The organism is Perspicuibacillus lycopersici (assembly GCF_025660475.1).
GTDB classification, from domain to species: Bacteria; Bacillota; Bacilli; order Bacillales; family Caldibacillaceae; genus Perspicuibacillus; species Perspicuibacillus lycopersici.
On sequence record NZ_JAOUSF010000003.1, the window covers coordinates 560,334 to 574,125 of the forward strand.

At 36.5% G+C, this 13,792-nt stretch carries 18 protein-coding genes; 4 read left to right on the plus strand and 14 right to left on the minus strand.

The window, feature by feature from the left end; all coding sequences use genetic code 11:
* Nucleotides 1–42: 42 nt before the first annotated feature.
* The gene (locus tag OEV98_RS10840; RefSeq protein ID WP_263073291.1) at nt 43–225 is read left to right on the plus strand and encodes a helix-turn-helix domain-containing protein; all 183 of its coding nucleotides are present in this window, start codon (nt 43–45) and stop codon (nt 223–225) included.
* Here the strand turns inward: OEV98_RS10840 and OEV98_RS10845 are convergent.
* The 5 genes from OEV98_RS10845 to OEV98_RS10865 form a co-directional block, all read right to left on the minus strand.
* Entirely contained in the window at nt 222–1,751 is a 1,530-nt protein-coding gene (locus OEV98_RS10845) for a recombinase family protein (RefSeq protein WP_263073292.1), read from the minus strand. The genes OEV98_RS10840 and OEV98_RS10845 overlap by 4 nt on opposite strands.
* A gap of 276 nt (nt 1,752–2,027) precedes the next feature.
* Entirely contained in the window at nt 2,028–2,438 is a 411-nt protein-coding gene (locus OEV98_RS10850) for a hypothetical protein (protein WP_263073293.1), read from the minus strand.
* A gap of 10 nt (nt 2,439–2,448) precedes the next feature.
* Complete coding sequence (locus OEV98_RS10855) at nt 2,449–2,676, minus strand: hypothetical protein (protein ID WP_263073294.1); 228 nt, start codon at nt 2,674–2,676, stop codon at nt 2,449–2,451.
* An 11-nt stretch (nt 2,677–2,687) separates the two neighbouring features.
* The gene (locus OEV98_RS10860) at nt 2,688–3,272 is read right to left on the minus strand and encodes a replication-relaxation family protein (protein ID WP_263073295.1); all 585 of its coding nucleotides are present in this window, start codon (nt 3,270–3,272) and stop codon (nt 2,688–2,690) included.
* Entirely contained in the window at nt 3,208–4,485 is a 1,278-nt protein-coding gene (locus tag OEV98_RS10865) for an FtsK/SpoIIIE domain-containing protein (protein WP_263073296.1), read from the minus strand. Before OEV98_RS10865 ends, OEV98_RS10860 begins: the two co-directional genes overlap by 65 nt.
* 260 nt (nt 4,486–4,745) lie before the next feature.
* Between OEV98_RS10865 and OEV98_RS10870 the strand changes: the two genes are divergently transcribed.
* On the plus strand, nt 4,746–4,955 hold the full coding sequence (locus OEV98_RS10870) for a helix-turn-helix domain-containing protein (protein ID WP_263073297.1): 210 nt from the start codon (nt 4,746–4,748) through the stop codon (nt 4,953–4,955).
* A 19-nt stretch (nt 4,956–4,974) separates the two neighbouring features.
* Here OEV98_RS10870 and OEV98_RS10875 read toward each other — a convergent pair whose 3' ends face one another.
* Together OEV98_RS10875 and OEV98_RS10880 are read right to left on the minus strand one after the other, a co-directional pair.
* Nucleotides 4,975–5,238: a LexA family protein gene (locus OEV98_RS10875; RefSeq protein ID WP_263073299.1), complete on the minus strand. Its 264-nt coding sequence runs from the start codon at nt 5,236–5,238 to the stop codon at nt 4,975–4,977.
* Between the two features lie 3 nt (nt 5,239–5,241).
* Nucleotides 5,242–5,457 carry a WYL domain-containing protein gene (locus OEV98_RS10880; protein WP_263073300.1) on the minus strand — a complete coding sequence of 72 codons (216 nt, stop codon included), beginning with the start codon at nt 5,455–5,457 and terminating at the stop codon, nt 5,242–5,244.
* A 411-nt stretch (nt 5,458–5,868) separates the two neighbouring features.
* Here OEV98_RS10880 and OEV98_RS10885 point away from each other — a divergent pair, with 411 nt between their 5' ends.
* Nucleotides 5,869–6,516, plus strand: coding sequence for a Panacea domain-containing protein (locus OEV98_RS10885; RefSeq protein WP_263073301.1), 648 nt, complete (start codon nt 5,869–5,871; stop codon nt 6,514–6,516).
* 27 nt (nt 6,517–6,543) lie between these two features.
* Nucleotides 6,544–6,921, plus strand: coding sequence for a pyridoxamine 5'-phosphate oxidase family protein (locus OEV98_RS10890; RefSeq protein ID WP_263073302.1), 378 nt, complete (start codon nt 6,544–6,546; stop codon nt 6,919–6,921).
* Between the two features lie 21 nt (nt 6,922–6,942).
* On the opposite strand, the gene OEV98_RS10895 is transcribed toward OEV98_RS10890, so the two are convergent.
* From OEV98_RS10895 to OEV98_RS10925, 7 genes are read right to left on the minus strand one after another with little or no spacing between them, the layout of a single operon-like run.
* Nucleotides 6,943–7,839: an N-acetylmuramoyl-L-alanine amidase gene (locus tag OEV98_RS10895; RefSeq protein WP_263073303.1), complete on the minus strand. Its 897-nt coding sequence runs from the start codon at nt 7,837–7,839 to the stop codon at nt 6,943–6,945.
* Nucleotides 7,839–8,099 carry a phage holin family protein gene (locus OEV98_RS10900; protein ID WP_263073304.1) on the minus strand — a complete coding sequence of 87 codons (261 nt, stop codon included), beginning with the start codon at nt 8,097–8,099 and terminating at the stop codon, nt 7,839–7,841. Before OEV98_RS10900 ends, OEV98_RS10895 begins: the two co-directional genes overlap by 1 nt.
* A 51-nt stretch (nt 8,100–8,150) precedes the next feature.
* A complete protein-coding gene (locus OEV98_RS10905) occupies nt 8,151–8,369 on the minus strand; it encodes a BhlA/UviB family holin-like peptide (RefSeq protein ID WP_263073305.1) in 219 nt (72 codons plus the stop codon).
* Between the two features lie 3 nt (nt 8,370–8,372).
* Complete coding sequence (locus tag OEV98_RS10910) at nt 8,373–8,597, minus strand: hypothetical protein (RefSeq protein WP_263073307.1); 225 nt, start codon at nt 8,595–8,597, stop codon at nt 8,373–8,375.
* Nucleotides 8,594–9,007 carry a DUF1617 family protein gene (locus OEV98_RS10915; RefSeq protein ID WP_263073308.1) on the minus strand — a complete coding sequence of 138 codons (414 nt, stop codon included), beginning with the start codon at nt 9,005–9,007 and terminating at the stop codon, nt 8,594–8,596. The genes OEV98_RS10910 and OEV98_RS10915 overlap by 4 nt, the downstream gene beginning before the upstream one ends.
* Nucleotides 9,004–12,372: a phage tail spike protein gene (locus OEV98_RS10920; RefSeq protein WP_263073309.1), complete on the minus strand. Its 3,369-nt coding sequence runs from the start codon at nt 12,370–12,372 to the stop codon at nt 9,004–9,006. The genes OEV98_RS10915 and OEV98_RS10920 overlap by 4 nt, the downstream gene beginning before the upstream one ends.
* Entirely contained in the window at nt 12,369–13,790 is a 1,422-nt protein-coding gene (locus OEV98_RS10925) for a distal tail protein Dit (RefSeq protein WP_263073570.1), read from the minus strand. Before OEV98_RS10925 ends, OEV98_RS10920 begins: the two co-directional genes overlap by 4 nt.
* Nucleotides 13,791–13,792: the final 2 nt, after the last annotated feature.

Consider the following 13,792-nt stretch of genomic DNA (forward strand, 5'->3'; position numbering starts at 1 on the left):
CCCGCGTTTTCTAGCTGGCGAAGGCAAGGAGGGTTCATGTATTTGAAGGAGAATGATTTCACTCATAAGCCATTATTGACGAAGCGAGAAAGAGAAGTATTTGAACTGTTAGTCCAAGATAAAACTACAAAGGAAATCGCTCAGGAATTATTTATAAGCGAAAAAACAGTTCGAAACCATATTTCAAATGAGATATATACCAATTGCAAACAAAAACCGCACTAAAGCTTGAATTTATAATGAATATCCAGTTTTCCATCTGGATGCACTACTACGTGATCTATCAAAGTACTTAACGCATGATGCAGATCTTGCTTATGATTCTTCAATTGCTCAAAAGCTTCCTGGATGCTTTCGATTTCAACCTTCATATCCTTTTCTTGGGACAAAATAAATATCTTATCTTCAATTTTCTTAATTTCATCTGTATATTCTTGTCTTTTTAGTTGAAACTCATCTTTACCGATCAATTTGTCTAAGTAGATATCCACAAGGCTTTTATTCTTCTCTTCTAGATGCAGCTTTTGTTTTTGAAGGACAGCAATTTCTTTTTTCTTTTTCTCATGCAGATTGTTTTCAAATTTTATTTTTGTATTTTTCCCTTTACGAAGAAGTTTTTTTAGTAAAAACTCTCTAAAATCATCATATAGTATCGGGCTATGATTTACGCATCCGTGCTTACTGCCCCCACGACGATAAGCACTGCATTTCAAATACTTCCATCGATCATCTTTCTTCCCGTCTTTCTTCTTACTACCAGTCTGCAAGATAACCATATTAGACCCACATTCAGAGCATCGCAACAATCCTCTAAATTCATTCCAAGGAGTAATCTTTGTCTTTTTATTCATCACTTCTTTGCTGTTAGCCTTTTCCCAATCCGCCTTTGAAATGATAGCTGGATGATGGTCCTCATATATTGACCATTTTTCTCGTGGATTCTGAATCTGTTTTTTTCGTCCTCCAATTTTTACTTTCGTATAACGGTTGTGAATAAACATCCCTGCATATGTAGGATTTTGTATAATGCGTTGAACAGTCGTCATCTGCCATTTATCTTTCTTTCTCGGTTTTGAAAGATTTCCAGCTTCGTTTTCTTCATTTAATAATCTTGTTATTGTTTTAAATCCAAAGCCATCCTCGTTATACCAACTAAATATCTGACGAATGGTAGGTGCTTCTGATTCATTTATTTCGAGTTTTTTATTTTTTAAGGAGTAACCAAATGGCACTTGGCCGACATGTTCGCCACGTCTAACTTTTGCTGTCATCGAAGCACTAATGGACACAGAAGCTGTTTTTGGCAATTGTGCCGCAAACATAGAAAACATTTCAAACTTCATGTCATTCTTCCCTTCGTGCAAACTATCGTAACCTTCTTCGATCGTGACAAGTCGTACACCATGAGCAATTAACGTTTCTTTAATTTCTAAGGAATCACGCAAATCACGTGCTAAACGACTGATTGATTTAAATATAACCATTTTGATTTCGCGTCTACGTGCTTTGTCTAAAATAAGCTGCATAGCAGTGCGATCTAATAGCACCGTTCCGGTGATCCCGTCATCAAATTGAACGGATTTATCACTCCATTCAAAGCCGTTTTTTTCTAGCCAGTAACGGCAAATGTCGATTTGGTTTTCTGGAGAGCTTTCTTGTTCTTCTTTATCGGTGGATATTCTGACATAGGTAGCGTAAGGATATTCTTCATACGAGAGTGTTTTATTTTCTTTGTTTTCATTGATAATCAAAACAAACCCCTCCATTTTTCCGATTGGTACATTTTATATTTTAATAGCTTGTATAATTACTAATTATTATAACGAACATTAGTTCTTATTTCTAGTGTGGTCAGAAAAATATATATAATAGTAGAAATTCGTTAAAAATAAAAAAACTCCTCCTTAAAAGAAGAGCGTAAAATATCCCCATGGCGCTTTTCGCTAGGCTTTAGCATGCATATGCTGCCTAATTCCAAATGTGCGTGTTTCTTCTAGAAAAAAGAAAAGTGCCTACATTTTTTTCACTTATATAGCTTTCCCGACCGATTCCAATAAGCTTAATAATAATGGAGACAGGTTAACTAAAACATATCCTAATGATGCGTTCATGATAAGCATAAAACCTTTATCTTTTTGACCAAGCATAATCATCAATGCTCCTCCCGTAATCATAATGCCAGCAATTGGTAAAGCAACAGATATCATTAAGTCAATTAATGGATCAAAAGCATGAATAATACTTTCTTTCGTCGTACTTGCGACAACAGGGGCAACAGTATCTTGAGTAGCAGCAAAAGCAAAGCTTCCATTTAAAGAGCTAATAATCGGAATTGCTATAGAACCCTTAGCTACTGTTATCCATTTAGGATGTAGCCTTTTTTTACTTTTATATTCCCCACTCATAAACGATTGAAATTCTATTGATTCTGTTCGCATATTTCCCCTCCTATAAAAGTAGTAACCCGATAATTAGGCTCCCAACTGCAAAAGGTCTTGTCGATTTAATAATAAACAAACAAGCTATACCTGTTAAAGGCAATATGATTTCTAAATTGTTTAAAGCAGAAAGTAGTAAATTCCCAAGGGCGTCATTTACTAAATCTACTTCCCATCCCACAACTTTGTCTGCTAATGCGTTGTATTTTTCCAGCAACATCGTTCCAAGATCTCCCACATTTACCCCTCCTAATTAATTTCATTAAGTGTAAAAACATGGCCTGATAATCCATCCATTAATTCATTAATTTTTGATTTTCTACTGTCCAGTTCCGTTAGCCAGATTAGGTGGAAATTTTGACCCGTTAATTCTTTAATTTTTCTATATCTATCAATCTTAGATTTGTTTTTAATCATCGGTTGTGACACATCCACTTCGACAAAACAAGGAGCTTTATTACATATAAAAGTTGCATCGCAAACAATAGAGACTTTATCAGCAGTAATCCTAACTTCATTTTTCCAAGTAGATGGACATTTCAAATGTATCCATAATTGATTTCTCAATAAAAAATGTTGTACTTGTGGTGTTTTCTTTCTTATGATGTCACATTTAACTCTTTCACGTCCATCCTTTGACAAATAATATACCTTTTCTAAACCGTGTCTAAAGGAATGCAGATAACGTTCCATATCATTTAATATTCGATTTGCATTTCTATCCCCTTTTAAATTGTGGATCGTTTGAATTTGTTTTCTGGTTAAATAATCAAACTTCTTCAAGGATAAGAGAATGTTTTCGATTCTTTGTTGTTTCGCTGCTCTTTTGTCCATCGCCACCATCCTTTGGATTCTCCATAATATAGGGTGCTATTATACTAGCAATCTGTTTATTGGAAATGAATGGAGATTGTAATGTATACCGTTTAGGGCCAGCTTTATAAATCCCTCTTCCAGGTAAATCGTGTAATTGTTCCGCCCCGCCTTCATCTAGCACTACACGTGAAGCAGTTTCTGTATCCACTACATAACACAATCTTGCGATAATATTTCTTTTAGTCTGCGATGGGATAACTTGGGCGGTTGGATATTGAGTACAAAATATTAGGTAGTATCCCGCCGATCTACCTCGTCGTGCGATATCCGTTATGATTTTCATTGATTCAGGAAAATCGGATAGATCGGCAGCCTCGTCGATTATTATAAAATGTCTTTCTTTTATTCCGGCTTCTTTCACATCTTCGTAGCCTTTGTCTACAACTTTCAAAAAGGAGTGGTTCATCTTATTTTGGACTTCTTTTAATACTTGCTCAGCCGTTTCAGGATCTCTAGAGTAGTGCTTCCGTTGCTTACAATCTTTAAAACGATGAAAGGCAGAGCCTCCTTTTAAATCAATGAGTGATAGTGTTACAGTTTCAGGCTGTTGCCTAATCAAAGTAGTTACAATAAGTTTTAGAATTACACTTTTTCCATATCCAGTCGCTCCTGCTACAATCAAATGTTTAGAATTATCGAAGTCATGTCTTACGATATCTCCTTTACGTGTTATGCCAATCGGTACGGACCAAGAATTAGGTATTAATAAACTTTCCCTCCATTCAATAATGTTTGGCATTGGTTCATCATAAATCTTTATTTTCAACATCCCATCAAACGATACTTCAATTTCCTTTTTCTTTCGTTTAGTTTTTATTAAGTTTTTTAACTGGCTAACTATCGTTTTATTAAACTTCAAATCTTTTAAATCAGAAAAATTGATTTCGAATGATTGATTACGGACATTTAACCCATCTTCCAAGATGTATTTCTTTTCTTCAATTTTTTTACGATCAAAACCTAATGGTAGTTGGTACACATACTCATACCCACCTTCAAATTTTTGTTTGCGCTGCAATCGAATAGATTCTCCTTTTTTTCCTTGCCACTCGGCATTTGCGAAGATTTTTTGAATTTTATCCGAATCACTTGTACCCGTTCCTTTAGATTTGAGATAAGAATAACCAGCCAGCCCAGCAGCTGCAATGGTTGAAACTGCTTCAAAAATCATTAGTATCACCAACCGTTATACCTTTCATCATCGCCACTTCCGAATAATATTTACGTAGTAAATAGTTTCAATTGTTTGGAATGTTCTTAGGGCTGTTATATCCGCTATATATTGAAGTTTGGAACATTCCTTTGCTATTTCTCTTACAGTATTGGTAAAAGAATATTCCACACTGCTTGTTCAATATATCTTGTCCACTAAAAAAAATTTGAAGGAATTAAAGATAGTAATGAAGAAATTATAAAATTGAGGTGGATAAGATGGAATTTGAGAAAGAATTTAAGTGTAGGTTAAAAGTAATTTTTGCAGAAAGAGAAATAGGGCAAGGTGAATTTGCTAAAAAAATAGGAATTAGCGAGGGAGCAATGAGCTCTTTAACTAACAGTAAGTCGGGTCCTTCGTTTCGTGTTCTTTATAAAATTTGCGAGGAATTGGATCTAGACTTTAGGGAGATATGGGTGAGAAGATAACAAAAAATAAAAAAGCTCGTTATTGAGCTTTTTCTGTTAATGTGGTTAACGAAATGGAACGTGGTGTACCAGGTTTCCAGTCGATTAACCCTTTATTTTTTAATCTGTGCATATATGCAAATACCGTACTTTTGGAGGCAACGCTTGATTTCTTAGTGATTTCTAAAATAGAAGGCGAATATTTGTTCTTCATAATAAAGTCCTTGATGATAGTATAAATTTCTTCTTCTTGTTTTTTCATACGATCCGCTCTTGATATGTGTTCTTCTTCATAATAGAACATTTCCTACGCTCCTCTTTTATGTCTAATTGGTGCAATCGATAATATATTGTTTATTTTAAATGTCCTTATCTGGTGCTTTGTATAGCAATATGCCTGGATGTATTCTTTACCTATCTTCCTAACACCGATGATTCGTTGTGTCAGTATTCCTTTATCCGATTGATAAATCATCTCCAACTTTTCTCCATTTTCTATTGCTCGCAAAAACAGACTATTCATCGATTATCACCTCATACATACGAACCTTTGTTCTTATTATACACAAACGTTCGTTCTCTTTTCAAGTAAAAAAAACAGAATAGTCCTCAATTTTTAAAGGAAAAGCTCATTCATTTTGAATAACCAAATAATTGGAAGGTGATTTGTATGAGCAGATTACTAACAATGGAAATTGCCATGAAGAAAGTCCATTTATTAGTAGTATGGATGCGGAAAAACATCGTTAACTAAAATTTCCTAGTTGATGTTTTGAAACTTTAATAATAGCTTATTAGATTTTTTTAGAATCTACTAGAAAATATTCTTAATTAATGATATGATTTGATTAGAAATGGGTAAATTATCAGAAAATAAAATATTATGTATTTATTTATTTCGAGATATCGTTTTATTAAGGGGAGGTGTTGGACTGTGTGTTATGATGTTCGTACCATAAGCAGATGGTTTATTGAAAATAATACCGATGCAGCCAACGCATCATTTAATGGTCATCTTAAATTACAAAAGTTACTATATTATGCACAAGCAATGAATCTTGCAGTAACTGATAAACCATTATTTGAGGAAAAAATTGAAGCCTGGGAAAACGGGCCAGTAGTTAAAGAAATGTTTATTGAGTACAGACATAATAATTTTTCAGAAAGGGTTAAATCTCTTCCTGATGATTATGAATTGAATAATCAAACTCGAAAAATATTACAGATAGTGAATCATATTTATGGTACTCAAACAGGTACTCAATTAGTTGAATTGACACATTCTGAAGAACCGTGGTTAGAGCTAAAAGATCTGGCCACGAATAGACAAAATCCTGTAATTTCTCAAGAAAAAATTCACGAATATTACAAACCACTAAAAGACTTATTTAATCTTTATGAAGACTATGATTTTACGCATGAGTTTGCCGAAAAAATAAACGGTAATATATTTGTCTATAACAGACTTGAAACTTATTTAGATGATAATGATATAAGGAATTTATGGGAAATTGGCGAAGATGTTAAGGGAGAAAAATATTTTGTTTATAAAGACGACCAAGGTGAAATGGTGATTTATTAGATGTTCTACGAAAAAGGGTCAATAGTTATGAAGAAGAACATTCGTTTTAAACAAAGCAATCAAATTGATTTTAGAACCCATGGCCACCCTATACTATTTCCAATTAATTTCGGTTTTGATGATGATTATTTATATTTTTTTACATTATCTAGCCAAATACATCATTATACAAAAGAACCTTCAAGGTATTTTACATTAAAAAAATCTTCTGGTCTTAAGGCACCGTCTATAGTGGATTTGAAATATGTCTATAAATGCGAATCATTTAATTCAGTTCCAATGGGGATTATCCCTGAAACTATTAATTCTCAACTAATTGCAAAATTTTTTATATATAATGAAATTGAGATTGACCAAGATTGTCGTGAATTACTAGCTTTGTTAGAAAAACGGCCCCAATATTAATTGGAGCTGTTTTTAATTTGGTTACTTGATTCGAATTTTTTGACCTAATTGCAATTTATTAGGATCTACTTTCGGATTCAACTTTTGTAATGTGCCGTGCGTTAGCTTAAATTTGTTTTCCAATTCCCAGAACGTATCTCCTTTTTTGATCGTGTAATATTCCGCTGAGCTGCCACTAATTTTGATGACTTGTCCAACTTGTAGTTTGTTAGGGTCAACTGTAGGATTCAATTTTTGCAGCGTCCCATGGGCAATTTTTAAAGCCTCTTCGATTCCCCAGAAAGTATCACCTTTTTTAATTTTATATGTTTCTCCGGAAGCTACAGGTTCTTCTTTTTGCTTAGATGGCGCTGTCTTTTTCTCTAGGTTATACACGATTACAAGTCCGTTTACGTGACCTTGCGCGATTTTATCAAGAAAGCTATCTTGTTTTAGCTTATCTGCATCTGCTTTAGTATCGATAAATAGATTTTCAGAGAGCATAGCTTCTGCTTTACATTCTCGAACCATATGGAAATTATTTTCTTTTTCTCCGCGATTTTTGACATCCTTGCCAAGAGATTTCATTACTTCTGCGTGCACAATAGCACGTTTGCGGTTTGTTTCTTGTTTGCCGGAATAAGATCCATTGTAAGTATAGGATTCGAAGCCTGTGCCACCGCCAGCGTTAATATGGACTGAGATTAAGTAATCGGCTCCCCAAGCATTTGCCATATCAGTACGTTGTTTAAGCGATAATTTCTTCTCAGATTCACGACTTAATTTAACTTCTACCCCCTGATATTTCGATAACTTCTCTTTCATTTTAAGTGCAATTTTAAGCGTTAAGTCGCATTCGTACAAACCATTGCCAACAGCTCCCGGATCATAACCAGCCTTTCTACCTTCATGCCCTGGATCAATAAAAATTTTAACCATTACTCAACATCTCCCTGTTTAAAATTTTTAACTAACTCAAATGCCCCTGTGCTGGCTAATCCGCTCGCTAGTCCACCGAGCAAAATCTGTGGGGTCAATAACCATGCATTTAACCAAACGTTAAGTAAAACCCCAAGCACACCCATAACCAACGGGATATACTTGTTCGGCACAAAATCTAAGCTGTTTTTAATGATGTAGCCAACACATAAACAAATAGCTGCAACTAAAATCACTACGTAATCTACTAAAATCTCCATCTACAAATCTCTCCTTTTTTTTAAAAATTTTTTATATAAAAAAGCGACTACCTATTTTGGTGGTAATCGCTCTTCGATATCGTCTAATTTATTTATGACAATGTCGTACTTGCTACTAAAGTTTTTTAAAATCTCATTTTGATCATCAATCGTTTGGTAAAGCTTTTGCTCTCTATCTTGGCTTTCTTTTCGACTAGACCAAAACAGCCATACAAAAAGGACCGCAAACGGCCCTTGTGTAACAAAATATTGAATTAAGTTTGTATCCATAGACTACACCTCAGCTGGAGTTTCTAATAACCTCTCAGAAACAGATTGTTTAATTAATCCTGTTAAAGCAGTAACCGATTCGTTACCAACATATTCTTCTGCAGCTAACGGGACATACCCACTAATACTTATCGTGCGCTCCTGGTCTTGTCCATTAAAAAATACTTGAACGCTTTCCAATGCTCCTTCGGCATAGCGCATATTAACGTTTGTTATTTGGATATTCACTCATTTTCACCTCCTTCAAATTGTTCGCAAAGATAGTCATATAAAACGGCTTCTTTACCGCTGAATTCCACTTCACAAGTTAATAAGACTTCTTTCAGTGTTTTCAGCATACTGGTGTAATCTCCGCCTTCAATAACCATTTTTTCGTCGTAAAGCTCTTCTAAATCTTTGCTAAATGCGTCCAAATCTTTAATATCAAATTTATTATTTTTGACAATCGGATTACCCTCTTCATCAAGATTGCTGTGTTCCTTTGCGAGCTGAATACGTTGCTCTTCTACTTCTTCGATTCTTGCTTGCAATAGTTTGATGAACTTCGTGCGGTGTCTGGATTGTTTTCCTTTCAATGCCAAATGAAAAAGCAGGTTTGCAGCCTGCTCTAATTTACGATTTTCTAATTCTACTTTCATGCGACTTTTGCCTCCAGTTCCATTATTTTTGCTTCTAATGAAGTTACTTTTTGTTTTAAATATTGATTCTCAAGCTTTAACCATTCCACTTCATCGTTTACTTTGACGGCATTTGCATCTAATTCCTGTATGGCTTTCCAAGACCAACTGTTCATCAAATACTGCTCGACCCCGTCGCCATCTATCACTCCCGATGGTGTGTTATAGCCTTTTCCAATGACTAATCCTTGGCGAACTTTATTAATCCCTTGTTTGACTTCTTCCTTTAAACGGTATTCGTATATAGTAGAATTTCGTATCAAATCTAACGCTGATTGATCCCATCGTTTGATATCCTGTTTATATTCTTCTAAGGAACCTGTTGGAAATGATGCTGCACGCAACGGTACATAAGCATTCGCATCTACATTTACGGCACGTACTTCCGTTCCCGTACGCAAGAATATATATCCTCCGTAATACGTAGTGATATGCATGCTTCGTCCGTCATTTGGAATTCCAATAGCACCTTGCCAATTAGAGTCTGCGCTTTGAAACGCAAGCATAGCACCACTTGAAGCAGTAAATGCTGTTTTTCTTCTTAGTGCCAAAATAGTACCGTCTGCTTCAACTGCTAAACCACCACCGTTGATTGTCGTAAAATTCGCGTTCGGAGTGATGATATCTATGTTATAGCCAGCTTGCATTCTTAAATTTTGCCCCGAATATATGTGCATCCCTTGTCCGATTACGTCGCTTGTCCTAGATTCATCGGCAAAAAAGTCTATAAATCTAGCACCCTTGTAATCTGGTGCACCGGAATGTACTTCCCGTTGAGTGGATACAGTCTTATCCGATAACACCAACCAACGTGTAACATTGGTCATTTTAGTGGTTCCATAAGTTTTACTGACCAACCGGGAACGTAACGCTCCGTTATACGACTCGGTTACAGCTTCATAAGATGCTACTCCGCCAGAAAATTCTCGGTCAAACGATCCATGCAATGTAAATGCTCCCGTATCCAAATTAATGGAGGAGTCACCGTTACTTGCTCCTAATATACCGGTAGTAATTTTATTTGCGGATAAATCGGAAATAACAGCTCTGCCGTTAATAATTTCAACATCTCCCGATAAGGAAATCTTTGCTGCACTTATTTGTACACTCGTAGCAGTTTGGTTGATTAGCGACGCAATAGTATTTCCGTTAAAATCGGTTTTTGAAACTTTGCTTTCAATTGAATCAGCTTGCTGCACGATACTAGATTCTGCACTTTCCATGCGTGTTTTTAAATTCGGAATATCCACATCGTACGTTGTTTGGGATACCTTCGACGCAATTTGATCTGCCTGGATTTCCAGTTCGCTTTCTGCCGTTGTAATTCTAGTGGTTAAAATCGAAATTTTTCCGTTGGCAGTATCCAGTGATGATTGATCCGCCTTCGAATTTAACTTGGTGTCCGTTTCGGATTTTGTATACACACTCGTAGCATTGGCTTTTAATCTTATTTCTCCAGCTTGCGCAGTGATGGTTGCTTCTGCTGTATCTACACGTTCCTCAATAGCCATGACAGCTGAGTTATCGGCTTTACTACCTAACGCACTGTTAACTTCTGTCTTGGTGTAAACATCCGTTTTATTTGCCTTTAACTCGATTGCGGTATTCGTTTGCGAAATATTTGTTTCCGCAGTAGATAATCTGGTTTCTATTGCTGTTACTTTGCTCGTGTCTGCTTTAGATCCAATATTGGTTTCAATCTCATAGATCTTTTGATTGTATGTGGTACTAGACACTTTCGAAAGTAATCCCTCTTCCGTTAGCGCTATTCTGTTTTCGTGAATTTCTATGTCAGATATAACTCCTTGCATATCGGTTGTAAATTTCGTTACGCTGACTTTCGACTCTAAAGCATTATCCACTTCGATTTTGGTGTACGTATTAGTTGCATCAGCTTTTTCTGCTATACTCTCTTCTAGAGCAGTTTTTGCCGTACGCACTTTTGATTCCGTGTCTGTTGCTGCTGCGGCAATAGCCGCTAATCTTGCTTTGTCTGCCTCGTTTAAAGCAAAAGTCTTTGCACTACCTTCTGCAGCAACGGCAACTATATCTGCGTGTGATTTTGCATTATTTTCCGCTAGGATTGCTTTTTCTTGTGCCCCTTCGGGTGTTTCTGCCCCTACTTCCATCGCGTCTGTAGGAGTAAGTTTTGTCCATTTGTTGCCATCCCAGGTATGCCCGATTTCCGGTACCACACCAGTTTTAATCCAAATGGCTTCAAATTTTCCTTTCGGTTCCGTAGGACTTTTAATGATTTTGGTTCCATATAAATTTTGGAGTTCTTTAAATCGTTTTCGGACGTCTTCCTCCGAGTACTCAATAAACTCTCCTAAAATATAATTCTTCTGCGAAGGATTCAAAAGGTCCCTTTTTACACGAATTGCCCTCGCTTCCAGATATAAGGGTGGTACAAACGATGTGTCCTTTACTCGAATGGTATCCGTAAAATAAACTTTTTCGTGCCCTAAACCAGGTACTTTGTCTAACGCGGATTGCGTTGTTTCATACTGCACAACACTATTAATCCGTTTTGCTAATTCTTGCTCTCCAAGTGTCGTTAATCGCTCCAATGTCATATCTGGTTCGTAGGATTCTGGCTCATAGATAGCCCAAAGATGTTTTCCATTTCTTCCCCACCGCTGTAGAGCTTCGTTATCCACTACAGTAGTTGTTAATCGTGTTCCATCTAGCCTTTCAGGTCCCACGCAATATAGTGCGGTAACTACATCGTTCTTCTCGATTCGAGTAATATCGATGAGATCTTTTCCAAAAGTGACCTCTTTCCCACGGAACTGTCCTCTACGTACAAAAAAGTCTACATAACGACCTACGATTTTGTTTCCTTTAATTTCTACACGAAACCGCATTTCCAGTCCAAATATAGAGGCAATCCTTTTTAGTGCCTGAAAAGCACCCATTTGGTTGTCGAAAGTAATACTTCTAATTCCTGCATATTCCACTTCACCAACTTGCCATTCGGTACCTGTTAAAACAAAATCGGCGGCACTTATTACGGTTTGCCCATTTAAATCTACTGGCGAAATGATTTTTTGCTTATCTAAATCTAAAAAAGAGGCATCACTATAGCCTCTTACCCCGTTTCTAATTTTCTCGTGCTGCCTAATAATAAACTCGTGGAAAGAGCCATCATCCGCTTGAATAACGACTCTGTTTCTCCCTTGTACATATTTGGCTTTATCATTCATGACAACCGCAAAATCAAAGGTTTCTACGTACTTTATATCCTCTTCGTGAACAGCTTCAATTACTTCGCTTTTTAAAAATGTGAGAATGGCATCGGTTTGTTTATCAAGAATATGAATCATCTAAACCGTTCCCTCCATTTGACTGTTCCTGTTAGCCCGCTAGGGTTAATGACAATCGTATTATTTCCCTTTTTCAGACCAAAGTAATTTCCACCAAAGTCCTTTAAATCGGTTCTAGGTTCGCCATTAATTTCTATTAATTCTCGCTCGAAATCGAGTACGACTTCGTCCCCTTCGTCGACTATATATGGAATTCCTGCATCGTTGTTGAGTCGATGGACATAAACGGATCGTACAGTTGACTTATAAGGACTTGCTAACGTTCCCCACTTGGAAACAAATATGGCAACGGCAGCAACTTTTTGCTGATAACTATTTTCGATGTCTTGAAATAGCACTTCTTTTTGTGGGTACTTTACATGCTTGCCGTCAACAAATGCGTCATAACCGTATTCTGCTTTAAATTGAGTACCACGTCTTTCTAAAGTGACATAACCCAAAAACTTAGACTTCGTAAATCCATTTTCACTTAGTACCCATCTTGACTTGTCCACATTTCGAATGTGGCAACCTGCGTCCACATTTAAGCCACTATTGTTTATCGCGGCGGCTAATTTTCCAATAATCGCCCCATTTTCTCCTAGCAAATACACTTCATTTCTGGCTCGTTGATCACTCTTTCTACAATCCACATCGAAATATGCTCTAATCCAAAAATCCTGTATAGGCTCACTCAACGACTTTGCTAAGATAGGACCATGCCAGTTGGAGCCATTTCCATAATTCGCAGCATAAAACACATCGCCATTGCTGACCATGGTACCAGCTTTCACTCCATTATCTGGAGTCATGGGAGAATCTCCCCAACCGACTGTAGTTTCTAATTCGTCCTCTAACATTTTAGTACGCTCTGGATACACAACGTCTGTTTCATCCGCCGGTTCCCCAATTGAGAAATAATCATCTTCCCTAATAACATCGATATTAGTTAATGGCTCCTCCACATTAAATCTAAAAACAGGCTTTCCTTCCACCGTTCCTTTATAGTCAATAACTACTGAATCTGTAGATATTTGACTTTCTTTAATCGCTCCATACTTGTAAGGATCTAAGCAAATAAACTTAAGCGTACCGTAACCTTTCGACACGATTTCGTTAGCGTTAAAACTCCCATCAATGTATGCATAGTAGGTTCGGTCTGTCTCGTCCGGAAAAATCAATTCTTTTTCCTCTTCCTGAATCAACCAATCAGCTAAATCCTCTTCAATTTTCCTTAATTCTTGTGCGCTTTCAGCCGAGATTTCAACACTTACTTCTTCGACTCTGACATCCGTTTTCGTATGATTTAGCAAAGCGCCTGGGCGACCAATTACATATGTCAAATTTCTGCTAATGGGTGCCCAGTAGCTTCTTTTTCTTGAAAGAACCGTTAAGTACGGCTTCGTTATTCCGTTAAATACTAAGCTTTGTTTTATCATCA